Consider the following 14,980-nt stretch of genomic DNA (forward strand, 5'->3'; position numbering starts at 1 on the left):
GTGTTAACCGTGTTTATTCTTCGCAAAAACAACGCGCGCCAGAATGTTCAGCAGCAGTACGCACAGGGTAATGATCAACACCCCGGCCCAGGCCAGTTGCTGCCATTCCGCAAACGGACTCATCGCAAACTTAAAGATCGTCACCGGCAGGTTGGCGATCGGCTGCATCATGTCCGTGCTCCAGAACTGGTTGGAGAGCGCGGTAAACAGCAGCGGCGCGGTTTCACCAGCAATACGGGCAATCGCCAGCAGGATACCGGTCATAATCCCGGACACCGACGCTTTCAGCGTAATCGCGGAGATCATCTTCCACTTCGGCGTACCCAGCGCATAAGCCGCTTCACGCAGGCTGTCCGGCACCAGTTTCAGCATGTTCTCGGTGGTGCGGATAACAATCGGCACCTGTAACAGCGCCAGTGCAATCACACCCGCCCAGCCGGAGAAGTGCTCCATCTGCGCCACCACGATGGTGTAAACAAACAGACCAACCACAATCGACGGCGCGGAGAGCAGAATGTCGTTAATAAAGCGAATCACTTCTGCCAGCCAGGATTTACGACCATATTCCGCCAGATAAATCCCCGCCATAATGCCCAGCGGCGTACCGAATACCGTGGCCCACAAAATTAACAGCCCGCTACCCGCCAGGGCGTTCGCCAGACCACCGCCTTCCGTATTTGGCGGCGGCGTCATTTCAGTGAACAGCGCCAGCGACATACCGTCGATACCGCGAGTGATGGTGGACATTAAAATCCAGACCAGCCAGAACAGACCGAAGGCCATCGTCGCCATCGATAGAGTCAGTGCAATACGGTTTTTGAGGCGGCGACGCGCCTGCATTTTGCGGCGGGATTCCGCCAGCGCCGCAGTGGTTTGCATTTCAACCATAGCCATTAGCGTGCCCCCTCATTCTTAGCCAGGCGCATAATCATAAACTTCGATGCGGCGAGGACGATGAAGGTAATCACAAACAGGATCAGGCCCAGTTCCATCAGTGCGGCAACGTGCAGACCGGATTCCGCTTCGGCAAATTCGTTGGCCAGTGCAGAGGTGATACTGTTGCCCGGCATGTACAGCGAAGCGCTGTCGAGCTGGTAGGTATTACCGATGATAAAGGTCACCGCCATCGTTTCACCAAGCGCACGGCCCAGCCCCAGCATAATGCCGCCGATTACCCCATTTTTGGTGAACGGAAGAACAATACGCCAGATAACTTCCCAGGTGGTGCAGCCAATACCGTAGGCCGACTCTTTCATCATCACCGGGGTTTGTTCGAACACATCGCGCATTACCGCCGCAATGTACGGAATGATCATGATGGCGAGGATCACGCCTGCCGCGAGGATACCGATACCAAAGGCCGGGCCGGAGAACAGCGCGCCGACAATCGGGATATTCGACATGATATTGCCGACCGGCTCCTGGAAGTAAACGGCGAACAGCGGCGCAAAGATAAACAGGCCCCACATGCCGTAAACGATACTTGGAATGGCTGCCAGCAGCTCAATGGCGATACCCAGCGGGCGCTTCAGCCAGCCAGGCGCAAGCTCGGTCAGGAACAGGGCGATACCGAAACTCACCGGGACGGCGATCAGCAGCGCGATAAACGAAGTCACCAACGTACCGTAGATCGGTACCAGCGCCCCGTAGATATCGTTCGGTGCATCCCACTCTTTGGTCCACAGGAAAGCCAGACCAAATTTCTGAATGCTCGGCCAGGAGGAGATGATCAGAGAGACAATAATGCCACCCAACATCAATAGCACAATCAGCGCCGCCAGTTTTACCAGCACGCTGAAAATTATGTCGCCCTTTTTACCCGGTGGGTTAAAAGCAGGCTTGGTTGCAGCCATAAGTTACTCTTCAGTTAAACGCGTTTACAAAGTCATTTTGTAATGCCGGATGCGGCGTAAAACACCGTACCCGGCCTGGAGTTTTATTAGTACAGCGGCTTACCGCTACTGTCTTTAATATTGGTCTTCCACGCTGCGCGAACCTGTTCAACTACGCTATCCGGCAGGCTGGCATAATCCAGGTCGTTCGCCTGTTTAGCCCCGGTTTTGTACGCCCAGTCGAAGAACTTCAGCACTTCTGTGCCTTGTTCTGGTTTCTTCTGATCTTTGTGGATCAGAATGAACGTGGTAGAGGTAATAGGCCACGCATCTTCGCCTTTCTGGTTGGTCAGATCCTGAGCGAATGTTTTGCTCCAGTCTGCACCTTTTGCTGCATTAGCGAAGTTTTCTTCGGTCGGACTAACCGGTTTACCGTCAGCGGAGATCAGTTTGGTGTACGCCAGGTTGTTCTGCTTCGCGTAAGCATATTCAACGTAACCAATTGCACCCGGCAGACGCTGAACGAACGCGGCGATACCGTCGTTACCTTTACCGCCCAGACCAATCGGCCATTTTACGGTAGAGCCAGTACCAACGTTGTTTTTCCACTCTTCGTTCACTTTCGCCAGGTAGCTGGTGAAGACGAAGGAAGTCCCGGAGCCATCTGCACGGCGCACTACAGCGATATTCTGTGAAGGCAGTTTCAGACCCGGATTCAATTTGGCGATGGCTTCATCATCCCACTTTTTAATTTTGCCCAGGTAGATGTCGCCGAGAGTTTTACCGTCCAGCACCAGTTCGCCAGACTTAAGCCCCGGCAGGTTAACCGCCAGTACCACGCCGCCAATTACGGTCGGGAACTGGAACAGGCCTTCCTGAGCCAGTTTTTCGTCAGACAGCGGCGCGTCAGAAGCACCGAAATCAACGGTGTTAGCGATAATCTGTTTTACGCCGCCGGAAGAACCGATACCCTGGTAGTTAACTTTATTACCGGTTTCTTTTTGGTAAGTGTCAGCCCATTTGGCATACACCGGCGCAGGAAAGGTTGCACCTGCACCTGTCAGGCTTGCTTCTGCAAACACAGAGAAAGCGCTCATCGATAAGGTCGCGGCGACAACAGTTGCGACGGTGGTACGCATAACTTTCATAATGTCTCCTGGGAGGATTCATAAAGCATTGTTTGTTGGCTACGAGAAGCAAAATAGGACAAACAGGTGACAGTTATATGTAAGGTTTATGACAGTTTTATGACAAATCAGAATTATTAGTTAACTTTTTGATTTTATTGACTAAGAAAAAGAAAAGTAATGTCACCTTTTTGTCATGCAGAGTGAAAACTCGCGGACAAAAATGCGTAAGATGACAACGGTGTGAGGAACACCGCTGTCAGTTCGTTTAGCGTACAATCTCAATTGTTATCGTTGCAGTCGCGGTAAATGTTCCTGGCGCGGGGCGAGCCCCCGTAAGGCTTGCAGGAGCAGCAGAAAAAGTGACGCTACCTGCTTTTTCACCAAAGACGGTTGATTTACCCATATCTGTCGGCAGTTCACCACCGTTAACATTGATTTCCTTATTATTTTTATCATAAATTTTAATCCCAACGTTCGGGTTTGATGTCACGACCATTGAGTTGTCAGTACTGGGTTCGGTAGCATAAAAAGAGGTACTGATATCATCAGTATTTAGTATTCCTAAATTTTCACACTCAATGGTGACGGTTTTGGTAATTTTATGCGTTGTCACGGTACTTCCAGCTACCGAAGAAAAATCTGCCGCAGGAATTTCTTTAAAATCAAAATTAATGGGTCTTAAACTGTTAATTTCACAGCTTTGCGGTGCAGTGATATCGCCACGAATATAAACATCCGCCATAGGTTGTGAGTAATCAACCGGAGTGTCACGGCTTATGGTTCCGTACAATTTCACCACGAGAGTTTCAGGAATAATTAACTTTCCAGCAAAAGTCTTCTTAATATAAAAATAAATTATTGCTTTTGCACCACTGGAAATACTTAATGGGTCCGTGCGACTACATTTATATGAACCTCCAGTAGGCCTGTTAGCATGGTATTCAAAAGGTGCATTAATGTATCCTACACCGAGAAGGTCTATCGATATTCCAACATCCAAATTAGGATTCAAATTAAAGTAGTTTACATTAGAACGAACACCCGCATAACTTAAGGCCTCGTTTATTCTCGCTGTATAGTAAATATAAGGAAACTCCCCCACTTTCCCTGTATCACAATGGCAGTGAGCAGGATAAGTGTCCCCATTTGTCACGGTTTTATTAAAGGTCTCTCCCACTCTGTTCTCGTCTGCCGTAATCAGATAGCCTGAAAAATCAAGTGTGCTATGAAAGGCCCCATTATCTGAAGTGCAGATACCTTTTGGGGCCGCAAGTGTTGCGCCACTAAAGGAGAAGATAAAAACAGTAAAGCACCACTGTATAATATACTTATTCATAAAAATCCTTTTAATGACATGTCACACCTTGTTCAATTAAGCCGCTCTCACTTTCTGGTATTGAAAGGGAATAATCGAAGGTGCATTTAGTGACGGCATTTTCACCCCAGGAGAGCATCACCTGCCCCTTTTCAGGAAGGCCCGAGAGATAAAGTTCTCCCTGGTCACCGACAATTCCTGAATCAGCGGAGCTTGTATTTTGTACAGAAGCAATAGCGCCAAAAGGTGCTGGTTTACCTTTTGCATTCATTACCCTGAAAAGAACGCGATAACCCACGTGGGTAACAAATTCGGCCTTAACCACCGCGCCACGGGTAGGCACCATCGTGACGACGGTATTATCAAGTTCTATATTCGACTTCGAGAAATAGTTATCGCTGATTGCTACCCGGTTTTCATCATAAGGGTTTAGCTGTGTCTTGACCGTATAGCCGCGCCAGTCTGTCGCAGCACCACGCATATTATCAATTTCCAGCCCTGCGGCCCCTGGCGCTTTAACGAGAGCGATTGTTTCACCCAACTCCTGGCTTAACGTTAAGCCTTCACTGTGCGCCAGAATCCCACCCCTGATACCATAATTAAGTCGCTGGGAATTTTGGCTGTAGTTATAACTGCCGTTCACTGTGCCGTAAGTTCCGTCATAGGTCAGTGACATATTACCGCCGACTTCATCATCACGGCTGTTATAGGACTGCATTAAATTCCAGGAAAGATTATTTCTCTCCAGAGCCGTACCACTGAGTCCAAGTTGATGTGAGCTACCGGAATTATCGTTTTGTGAAACAGAATAGGTGGCGTAACTATTCCCCCACCAGCCCGATAAAGGAACAGATAAAGAGAGCATGTAGATCTGCTCACTGGTGTTATCACTGGCATGGTTGTTACCCGTCCCCTGCCGGGCAGTATTGGAATAACTCCAGGAGACGTTCCACGAGAGACGCTTCCAGCTACTGCTGTAGCCAAATTGCATTAATCGTTCAACATCATCGGTATGCCAGTACTGTTGGCGACTTAATGTCAGATATAAGTTGCCATAATCTCTGCCCAGTGATTGCGTTAGCGTTCCTTCCACACGGCTGCGGCGGTTACCGGTTTCCCAAAAATCTTCAGGATTATTACGCCGGGACGCCCATTCATTGAGGGTATAATAGCCTTCGGTGGAGTAACGATAGCCAACCAGGCGCAAGCTGGTATCCGTATCATCAAAACGTTTCGAATACAGAAAGCGATAAGACTGACCGGTTTCCGTATCATCATGACTAAATTTCGCGCGGGCATGTGTCACATCAAAAGAAATTGCGCCCAGAGAACCTAGATCTTTACCCACGCCCAGAGCGGCAGAACCATAATTTTCAGCAGCCTGTATGCCACCATACAATGTAAAACCATGGGGAAAACCATGAAGGATCTGTGCCTGAAGAACATCAGGGGTAAAGCCATCTTCATCGCGCAATTCCCCCACACTGACATCAACATCAGTCTGACCTTCACGCTTGAGGATCGCCAAAGAGGCATAAGGTTGGGTGAATCGTTGTTCGCTACCATCTTCTTCTTTGATAGTCACGTCCAGATCGCCACCTGTGCTGGCAGTGTTGAGGTCGGTGATTTCAAAGGCACCTTGTGGAACGGCAGATTGATAAATCACGTAGCCATTCTGGCGAATGATGACAGTGGCATTGGATTTTGCAATTCCCCGAACTACTGGCGCAAACCCATTCTGGCTGGCAGGTAACATGTCGTTGTCGGTATACAGGCGTGCTCCGCGGATTTGTGTACTGTCAAAAATATCGCTCGCCGTCCACGTATCGCCGATCATAATCTGGCTTCTTAATGCCGCAATATCACGCTGTATCCAGGTGCTGATAGAGTTGTATTCCGCCCGACCATCAGTGGTGTTTAAGGTACTGTAATTACGTAGCCGCCATGACCCAATATTCAGCCCGTTGCGCAAATTGAGATAACTGGTATCTGTCTCCTCAGAACCATAATCCGAACGCAGGGTATGTGAACCAGAAAAATCGTAGTTGATAGTGAGCGCGTTAATCCCCTCATCCCAACGCGTGGGGCTTATGTAATCAAAAGCCATTGCGTCCATGTAGATTTGGGGAATGGATATATTCAGTTGTAATTTATCACTGTCGAACTGCCAGGATGAGCCTTCAATACGTGGCGCAGGATCAAGGCAGGTCGTTTCATCCACGTTATTGAGCGACTTCAAGGCATCAACTTTTACGCCAAAAGAGGCCAGCGTTTTTTTAATGGCAATAAAGCAGGCGTGTAGATCGGCATCGGGGTTATCCTGAACAAAAGTAACATCCTGAAGTTCAAACATTTTCCCATTAATAAAAATATCAACGCTATAAACGCCAGGAGGCATCATATTTGCCCGGTTAAACTGACGAATATCGACTTCGGATTTATGGTCGATTTCCAGAAGCGCCGGATTGAATACACTGACCTCGGCCATCAGGCTTTGCGAGAAAATCAGACACGTCCCTGCCGTGAGGCCAACCACTATTCTGGTCGTCATCATAATACGCCTATCCTTATCCCTTGCTTACAGCATCATTTTTATCGGGTCACTGACTGCGCCGTAATCATTAATAAATCGCCAGGTCATTTGACCTCCCGCAGAATTAGCAGGTAAAGGTAACGTGAGCGTTTCAAAAGGACGGATCATGTTGAGAGGCACATCATGACCATCAACGATGACATCCATCACACTGATATGAATTGGGTTGGGATTCTCTGCTATGAGATTTCGCCCTTCCCGGCGCCACTTCACCTTCGGTGCAGCATCTTCGGGAATAAGGCGGATATTTGCTGGTCGCCAGAACAGCTTGATACGCGTTTTGACTGCGATTTCTAGCGAGTTCGCCGCTTTGTTGCTCGCAGAGGGCGGAATATTTTTAATATTCAGCCAGAAGACTGACTCGCGATCATCAGGTAATGACACACCTTTGGTGTGAATAATGCGTAATACTTTTTCTTGCGCGGGTTCTAATCGTGATACCGGAGGAATAACGGTAAACGGCGCTTTACTTTTATCCTCTTTATTAAACGGATCTACCCAAGCCTGGATGAGGTAAGGTATTTTTTCTTCTTTGCTAAATACAGAAATAGATTTATCGGCATTATTACTTAAGTAAACTACCCGCGTACCGCCAATGACAACACCTGCATAGGTTAATACTGGTTGGCCTAAAAAAACACTGAGTATAATCGCGGTAAATAACTTACATGAAACTGTTGTTTTAAAGAGCCTGATTAAACAACTTTTTCTGGACATAACGACTCCCTGGCCAAAGCCAACTGAATAAAAAGGCCCTTGATAAATTATTTCTTATATTCGACGGTAAATTGTGAATCAGCGTTCGCCGTACCCGCCGTTACGGTTGCATTGGTTGCCACATAGCGTGCAATAAACTTCATTTCTGCCTTGCCTTCAGCGTCGATAGCGGTATAAGCAGAGTCGTTATAAAGTTTAACCTGCGAATTATCGGACTGGTTAAAAATACGGATGCCGACGCCAGTAGCAACTATTGCAGCTCCTGTGCCAGTATAATCACCCGGATCGCTCGCAGTAATTGGTGTACCTACTTTCAGGTCACCGTCTCCGCCAGGCGCTTCGGTACCATCAAAACGAACGGCTGCCTGAGTGTAGGTTGCCGGGCACTTTTCAAGTTTAATACTGAACTGCTGTGGTGACGCCAGACTACCTACACCTGAAAATGCATTTTTACTGACTTTACCCAGTGGAACGGTTTGATCGGCTGTATCGGAGGTAACTTCACAAGTAGTGTCGACAATTTCACCGACAAAATGAACAACACCATCCTCTGCCAGTGCATGCCCGGCCAACATTAAAGAAGCCAGAGTGAGTGCACTACCTATAATATTACGTTTCATAGAAACTCCATTGATATAATATATCCTTTAACCTGAATCATCACTTATATTAATAAGTGTGTTTATGATTCGCGGACATACTACATCAACGAAATAAAATTAGCTAAAAATAATATTAATTATTTGAATTTGAATATAAATTTATTATTTAAATATTATAAAAAATGTATAAAATCAAGTGTGCAATCAGACATTAAAAACAAATCAGAATATATTCATATTGCCTAATATATAAATCATAATTTTATTAATGTTATTTATGAAAAAAAAGGGCCGCCAGATGGCAACCCTTTCATTATGCGTGTTCTGTTTTACTCAACCGTTACCGATTTTGCCAGGTTACGCGGCTGGTCAACGTCGGTGCCTTTGATCAGCGCGACATGATAAGCCAGCAACTGCAGCGGAACGGTGTAGAAGATCGGTGCAATAACCTCTTCCACATGCGGCATCTCGATGATGTGCATGTTATCGCTACCGACAAAACCAGCATCCTGATCGGCGAAGACGTACAACTGACCGCCACGCGCACGAACTTCTTCAATGTTGGATTTCAGTTTTTCCAGCAGTTCGTTGTTCGGTGCAACGACGATAACCGGCATATCGGCATCAATCAGCGCCAGCGGACCGTGTTTCAGTTCGCCTGCAGCGTAGGCTTCAGCGTGAATGTAAGAGATTTCTTTCAGCTTCAATGCGCCTTCCAGCGCGATTGGGTACTGATCGCCACGTCCCAGGAACAGCGCGTGATGTTTGTCAGAGAAATCTTCTGCCAGGGCTTCAATGCGTTTGTCCTGAGACAGCATTTGCTCAATACGGTTCGGCAGCGCCTGCAGACCATGCACGATATCATGCTCAATGGAGGCATCCAGACCTTTCAGGCGAGACAGTTTCGCCACCAGCATCAACAACACGGTTAACTGAGTGGTGAAGGCTTTGGTGGACGCCACGCCGATTTCAGTACCGGCATTAGTCATCAGCGCCAGATCGGATTCACGTACCAGAGAAGAACCCGGAACGTTACAGATTGCCAGCGAGCCCAAATATCCCAGCTCTTTCGACAGACGCAGGCCCGCCAGGGTATCCGCGGTTTCGCCAGACTGCGACAGGGTGATCATCAGGCTGTTACGGCGCACGGCAGATTTGCGATAGCGGAATTCAGAAGCGATTTCGACGTCGCACGGAATACCTGCCAGCGATTCAAACCAGTAACGGGAAACCATACCGGAGTTGTAAGAAGTACCACAGGCGAGGATCTGAATATGCTCAACCTTCGACAGCAGTTCGTCGGCGTTCGGCCCCAGCTCGCTTAAATCCACCTGGCCGTGGCTGATGCGCCCGGTAAGGGTGTTTTTGATCGCGTTCGGCTGTTCGTAGATCTCTTTCTGCATGTAGTGACGGTAAATACCTTTATCGCCCGCGTCATATTGCAGATTGGATTCGATATCCTGACGTTTCACTTCCGCGCCTGATTTATCGAAGATAGTTACCGAACGGCGGGTCACTTCGGCAATATCGCCCTCTTCGAGGAAGATAAAGCGACGAGTCACTGGCAGCAGAGCCAACTGGTCAGAAGCGATAAAGTTTTCGCCCATACCGAGGCCAATCACCAACGGACTACCAGAACGTGCCGCCAGCAGGGTATCCGGGTGACGGGTGTCCATAATTACCGTGCCATAAGCGCCACGCAGCTGTGGAATAGCACGCAGAACAGCTTCACGCAGAGTGCCACCCTGTTTCAGTTCCCAGTTCACCAGGTGCGCAATCACTTCGGTGTCGGTTTCAGAAACGAAGGTATAGCCACGGGCTTTTAACTCTTCACGCAGCGGTTCATGGTTTTCGATGATGCCGTTATGCACCACCACAATGTGTTCAGAAACATGCGGATGCGCATTCACTTCTGAAGGTTCGCCGTGCGTCGCCCAGCGAGTATGAGCAATACCCGTACCGCCATGCAGAGGATGTTCTTCCGCTGCCTGAGCCAGCATCTGTACTTTACCGAGACGACGCAGGCGGGTCATATGACCTTCCGCATCAACAACGGCCAGACCGGCAGAGTCATATCCGCGGTATTCCAGACGACGTAAACCTTCAAGAAGGATTTCTGCTACATCACGTTGCGCGATCGCGCCAACAATTCCACACATAGTTTTTGATTCCGGTTTATATCGTTGTCGGTCAACCTGTATGCCCGTTTTTTCGGGCGCCCCGAGCCTTGTAGAGAGTGGGGTTATTTTTATAGTTACTGCTTGTAGGAGGGAGATTATGTTATCTCCTCATCCCAGGAGGCCGGATTTACCCAGCCAGAATTACTTTTTCTTTGCCGGACGACGCCAGCCTTCTTTTTGCGACTGCGGCACGCGGCTGATAGCTAATGCGTTTTCGCCAACATTACGCGTCACAGTTGTACCGGCAGCAATCGTCGCACCTTTACCCACCGTTACTGGAGCCACCAGCTGGGTGTCGGAACCGACAAATACATCATCGCCGATAATGGTTTTGAATTTATTCGCTCCATCATAGTTGCAGGTAATGGTTCCCGCACCGATGTTAACATTATCGCCGATCTCCGCATCGCCCAGGTAAGTCAGATGACCGGCTTTCGAACCTTTACCCAGACGCGCTTTTTTCATCTCAACGAAGTTACCGACGTGTGCGCCTTCCAGCAACTCAGCACCGGGGCGCAGACGCGCAAACGGGCCGATGGTACAGGCCGCTGCCAGATTAGCATCTTCCACTACGGTATACGGGCTAATTTCGCAATCATCACCAATCACGCTGTTTTTAATCACGCAACCAGTGCCGATTTTCACGCGATTACCGAGAGTAACGTTACCCTCGATGATAACGTTAGTATCAATTTCAACATCGCGCCCGTGAGTAAGCGTACCGCGCAGATCAAAACGGGCCGGATCGCGCAACATAACGCCTGCTAACAGCAGTTTTTCAGCCTGTTCGGACTGGTAAACGCGCTCCAGACGAGAGAGTTGCAGACGGTTATTCACGCCTTCAACTTCGCTTAAACGTTGCGGGTGAACGGCAACGATTTCACGTCCTTCCTGATACGCCAGCGCAATAATATCGGTGATGTAGTATTCGCCCTGAGCGTTATTGTTGGTCAGCTTCGCCAACCAGCGTTTCATATCTGCGCCGTTGGCGATCAGAATGCCAGTGTTGATTTCCTGAATTTGACGCTGCTCGTCAGTGGCATCTTTATGCTCAACAATGCCAGTAACTTTGCCGTTTTCGCGGGTAATACGACCATAACCGGTCGGATCATCCAGTTTCACTGTCAGCAGGCCAATGCCGCCCTGCGGTTTAGCATCACGCAGGCGCTGGAGTGTTTCAACAGAGATCAGCGGCACGTCGCCATAGAGCATTAAAATGTCTTCATCATCGGCAAAGAAAGGTGCGGCCTGCTGCATTGCATGACCCGTACCCAGCTGTTCTGCCTGAAGCACCCAGTTAAGGTTGTCATCTTTCAGCGCCTGTTTAAGCAGATCGCCGCCGTGGCCGTAAACCAGGTGAACGTGCGCTGCGCCTAATTCATTTGCAGCATCAATGACATGCTGAACCATCGCTTTCCCGGCAAGGGTATGCAGCACTTTCGGAAGATCGGAATACATGCGAGTGCCTTTGCCTGCTGCAAGGATCACTACGCTCATAGCATTATTCAACATACGCGTCCTGACTGTAATTTGAGAACGAATTTAAACCGCTTCACATTGAAAAAACTACATTTTTTTCATCGTGAAATGGACAGGGGATAAATTGCTCAATAACGGGTTATCCCCGCTGGCGAAAGAGCCATTTTCGACCATCGTCACGCCTTTTGTCTTCATAAAAGTAAGACACCGCCTTCATTTAAGCGTCAGACTGATGTTTTTGCTCTTATTTCGATCAATGAATAAACAGGAAAATCAGCGAAGGATTTCGCGTAATTATAAAAATGAGTTTAATTGCGGGATATAAAAATGCGCAGGATATAGCAGAACCAATCTCGCTGCGGCGCGCGAAAAAAAGCCAGCCTGTTTCCAGACTGGCTTTTGTGCTTTTCAAGCCGGTGTTACATCGCTTTTTTGGTCAACTCGATAACGCGCAGCTGCGCGATCGCTTTGGCCAGTTCCGCAGACGCCTGAGCGTAATCTACATCGCCGTGAGAGCTGCTAATGTGCTCTTCAGCCTTACGTTTCGCTTCCATGGCTCGCGCTTCGTCGAGATCCTGTCCGCGAATTGCGGTGTCGGCCAGAACGGTCACGTTGCCAGGCTGCACTTCAAGAATGCCGCCAGACAGATAGATAAACTCTTCGTGACCGTGCTGTTTCACGATGCGAATCATACCAGGCTTAATGGCGGTGAGCAGCGGTGCGTGGCCCGGGTAAATTCCCAGTTCACCTTCGCTACCCGTTACCTGGATTTTCTCGACCAGACCAGAGAACATTTGTTGCTCTGCGCTGACGACGTCCAGGTGGTAAGTCATTGCCATATCACCCTCCGATTAAGGCGTTAAAGTTTTTTGGCTTTTTCCACAGCTTCTTCGATGGAACCGACCATGTAGAACGCCTGCTCCGGCAGGTGATCGTATTCGCCTTCCATGATGCCTTTAAAGCCACGGATGGTGTCTTTCAGGGAGACGTATTTACCCGGAGAACCGGTGAATACTTCTGCCACGAAGAACGGCTGGGACAGGAAGCGCTGGATCTTACGTGCACGCGCTACCACCAGTTTGTCTTCTTCAGACAGTTCATCCATACCCAGGATGGCGATAATGTCTTTCAGTTCCTGATAACGTTGCAGGATGGACTGAACGCCACGCGCAGTGTCGTAGTGTTCCTGGCCAACCACCAGCGGGTCCAGCTGACGGCTGGTGGAGTCCAGCGGGTCAACGGCCGGGTAGATACCCAGAGACGCGATCTGACGGCTCAGTACCACGGTTGCGTCAAGGTGCGCAAAGGTGGTTGCCGGAGACGGGTCAGTCAAGTCATCCGCAGGTACGTATACTGCCTGTACGGAGGTGATAGAACCGGTTTTGGTGGAGGTGATACGTTCCTGCAGAACGCCCATCTCTTCCGCCAGGGTCGGCTGATAACCTACCGCTGAAGGCATACGGCCCAGCAGTGCGGATACTTCCGTACCAGCCAGGGTGTAACGATAGATGTTGTCAACGAACAGCAGAACGTCACGACCTTCGTCACGGAATTTCTCAGCCATGGTCAGACCGGTCAGAGCAACGCGCAGACGGTTTCCCGGCGGCTCGTTCATCTGGCCATACACCAGGGATACTTTGTCGATAACGTTGGAGTCGGTCATTTCGTGGTAGAAGTCGTTACCCTCACGAGTACGTTCACCTACGCCCGCAAACACAGAGTAACCGGAGTGCTCGATCGCGATGTTACGAATAAGCTCCATCATGTTTACGGTTTTACCTACACCCGCACCACCGAACAGACCAACTTTACCGCCCTTAGCGAACGGACACATCAGGTCGATAACTTTGATACCGGTTTCCAGCAGTTCCTGAGAGTTTGACAGCTCTTCGTAGGAAGGTGCTGCGCGGTGAATCGCCCAACGCTCTTCTTCGCCGATCTCGCCTTTCATGTCGACCGGTTCGCCCAGTACGTTCATGATACGGCCCAGAGTCGCTTTACCTACCGGGACTTCGATCGGATGTTCGAGGTCTTTTACATCCAGACCGCGACGCAGACCGTCGGAGGAACCCATTGCGATGGTACGCACGATACCGCCGCCGAGCTGCTGCTGAACTTCCAGCACCAGACGCTCATTACCATTTTGCACCTCAAGAGCATCGTACACGCGCGGTACGGCATCCTGAGGGAATTCGACGTCAACTACGGCGCCGATTACCTGGACAATCTTTCCAGTAGCCATCTTAAATCCTCTACGAAATAACCTGTTTAAACCGCGGCGGCCCCCGAGACGATCTCGGTGAGTTCCTGAGTAATGCTGGCCTGACGAGCTTTGTTGTATACCAACTGCAGCTCTTTAATCAGGCTGCCGCCATTGTCGGTCGCGGCTTTCATCGCCACCATACGGGCGGCCTGCTCGCTGGCCAGGTTTTCTACCACGCCCTGATAAACCTGAGATTCGACATAACGACGCAGCAGGGTATCCAGCAACGCCTTCGGATCGGGTTCGTACAGGTAATCCCAGGATTTATGCTTCAGATCATCATCATCTGATGCCGGTAACGGCAGCAGCTGGCTGATGGTCGGAACCTGAGACATGGTGTTAATAAATTTGTTGCTGACAATGTAAAGCTTGTCCAGACGGCCTTCGTCGTAGGCCTGCAACATCACTTTTACCGGACCGATCAGTTCGGACAGGGAAGGGTTATCCCCCATGCCTGTAACCTGGGCAACAACATTGCCGCCCACGGAGCTGAAGAACGACACACCTTTCGAGCCGATCATTGCGAGGTCGCATTGAACGCCTTTGTCGGTCCAGGTCTTCATTTCCGCCAGCAGTTTTTTGAACAGGTTAATGTTCAAACCACCGCACAAACCACGGTCGGTCGACACCACCAGGTAGCCCACGCGTTTAACGTCGCGTTCTTCCAGGTATGGGTGCTTATATTCCAGATTACCGTGCGCAAGGTGACCAATCACTTTGCGCATGGTTTCTGCATAAGGACGGCTGGCCGCCATGCGATCCTGCGATTTACGCATTTTGGAAGCGGCGACCATCTCCATCGCTTTAGTGATCTTTTGCGTGTTCTGGACGCTTGCGATCTTACTACGTATCTCTTTTGCGCCGGCCAT

Annotated in this window: 12 protein-coding genes; all 12 read right to left on the bottom strand. The window is 49.5% G+C overall.

Annotated elements, in window-relative coordinates; genetic code table 11:
* Positions 1 to 3: 3 nt before the first annotated feature.
* Positions 4 to 894 (bottom strand): phosphate ABC transporter permease PstA, encoded by an 891-nt coding sequence (gene pstA, locus D9741_RS19090; protein WP_130215092.1) that lies wholly within the window; start codon positions 892 to 894, stop codon positions 4 to 6.
* The gene (gene pstC / locus D9741_RS19095; RefSeq protein ID WP_000741620.1) at positions 894 to 1,853 is read right to left on the bottom strand and encodes a phosphate ABC transporter permease PstC; all 960 of its coding nucleotides are present in this window, start codon (positions 1,851 to 1,853) and stop codon (positions 894 to 896) included. The genes pstA and pstC overlap by 1 nt, the downstream gene beginning before the upstream one ends.
* 86 nt (positions 1,854 to 1,939) lie before the next feature.
* Positions 1,940 to 2,980, bottom strand: a complete 1,041-nt coding sequence (gene pstS, locus D9741_RS19100; RefSeq protein ID WP_000867162.1) for a phosphate ABC transporter substrate-binding protein PstS — start codon at positions 2,978 to 2,980, stop codon at positions 1,940 to 1,942.
* Between the two features lie 247 nt (positions 2,981 to 3,227).
* Positions 3,228 to 4,298 carry a fimbrial protein gene (locus D9741_RS19105; RefSeq protein ID WP_130215090.1) on the bottom strand — a complete coding sequence of 357 codons (1,071 nt, stop codon included), beginning with the start codon at positions 4,296 to 4,298 and terminating at the stop codon, positions 3,228 to 3,230.
* Positions 4,299 to 4,308: 10 nt separating this feature from the next.
* Positions 4,309 to 6,831, bottom strand: a complete 2,523-nt coding sequence (lpfC-O113, locus tag D9741_RS19110; RefSeq protein ID WP_130215088.1) for a long polar fimbrial usher protein LpfC-O113 — start codon at positions 6,829 to 6,831, stop codon at positions 4,309 to 4,311.
* Positions 6,832 to 6,855: 24 nt separating this feature from the next.
* Entirely contained in the window at positions 6,856 to 7,587 is a 732-nt protein-coding gene (gene lpfB-O113, locus D9741_RS19115; RefSeq protein WP_130215086.1) for a long polar fimbrial chaperone LpfB-O113, read from the bottom strand.
* 47 nt (positions 7,588 to 7,634) lie between these two features.
* On the bottom strand, positions 7,635 to 8,207 hold the full coding sequence (lpfA-O113, locus tag D9741_RS19120) for a long polar fimbria major subunit LpfA-O113 (protein ID WP_130215084.1): 573 nt from the start codon (positions 8,205 to 8,207) through the stop codon (positions 7,635 to 7,637).
* Positions 8,208 to 8,518: 311 nt separating this feature from the next.
* A complete protein-coding gene (glmS, locus tag D9741_RS19125; protein ID WP_130215082.1) occupies positions 8,519 to 10,348 on the bottom strand; it encodes a glutamine--fructose-6-phosphate transaminase (isomerizing) in 1,830 nt (609 codons plus the stop codon).
* A 162-nt stretch (positions 10,349 to 10,510) separates the two neighbouring features.
* Positions 10,511 to 11,881 carry a bifunctional UDP-N-acetylglucosamine diphosphorylase/glucosamine-1-phosphate N-acetyltransferase GlmU gene (gene glmU, locus D9741_RS19130; protein ID WP_130215080.1) on the bottom strand — a complete coding sequence of 457 codons (1,371 nt, stop codon included), beginning with the start codon at positions 11,879 to 11,881 and terminating at the stop codon, positions 10,511 to 10,513.
* Positions 11,882 to 12,267: 386 nt separating this feature from the next.
* Complete coding sequence (locus tag D9741_RS19135; protein WP_001251965.1) at positions 12,268 to 12,687, bottom strand: F0F1 ATP synthase subunit epsilon; 420 nt, start codon at positions 12,685 to 12,687, stop codon at positions 12,268 to 12,270.
* Positions 12,688 to 12,707: 20 nt separating this feature from the next.
* Positions 12,708 to 14,090 carry a F0F1 ATP synthase subunit beta gene (gene atpD / locus D9741_RS19140; RefSeq protein WP_000190506.1) on the bottom strand — a complete coding sequence of 461 codons (1,383 nt, stop codon included), beginning with the start codon at positions 14,088 to 14,090 and terminating at the stop codon, positions 12,708 to 12,710.
* Between the two features lie 26 nt (positions 14,091 to 14,116).
* The gene (gene atpG / locus D9741_RS19145) at positions 14,117 to 14,980 is read right to left on the bottom strand and encodes a F0F1 ATP synthase subunit gamma (RefSeq protein WP_130215078.1); all 864 of its coding nucleotides are present in this window, start codon (positions 14,978 to 14,980) and stop codon (positions 14,117 to 14,119) included.

It is taken from the genome of Escherichia sp. E14V7, assembly GCF_004212225.1.
Taxonomy (GTDB): domain Bacteria; phylum Pseudomonadota; class Gammaproteobacteria; order Enterobacterales; family Enterobacteriaceae; genus Escherichia.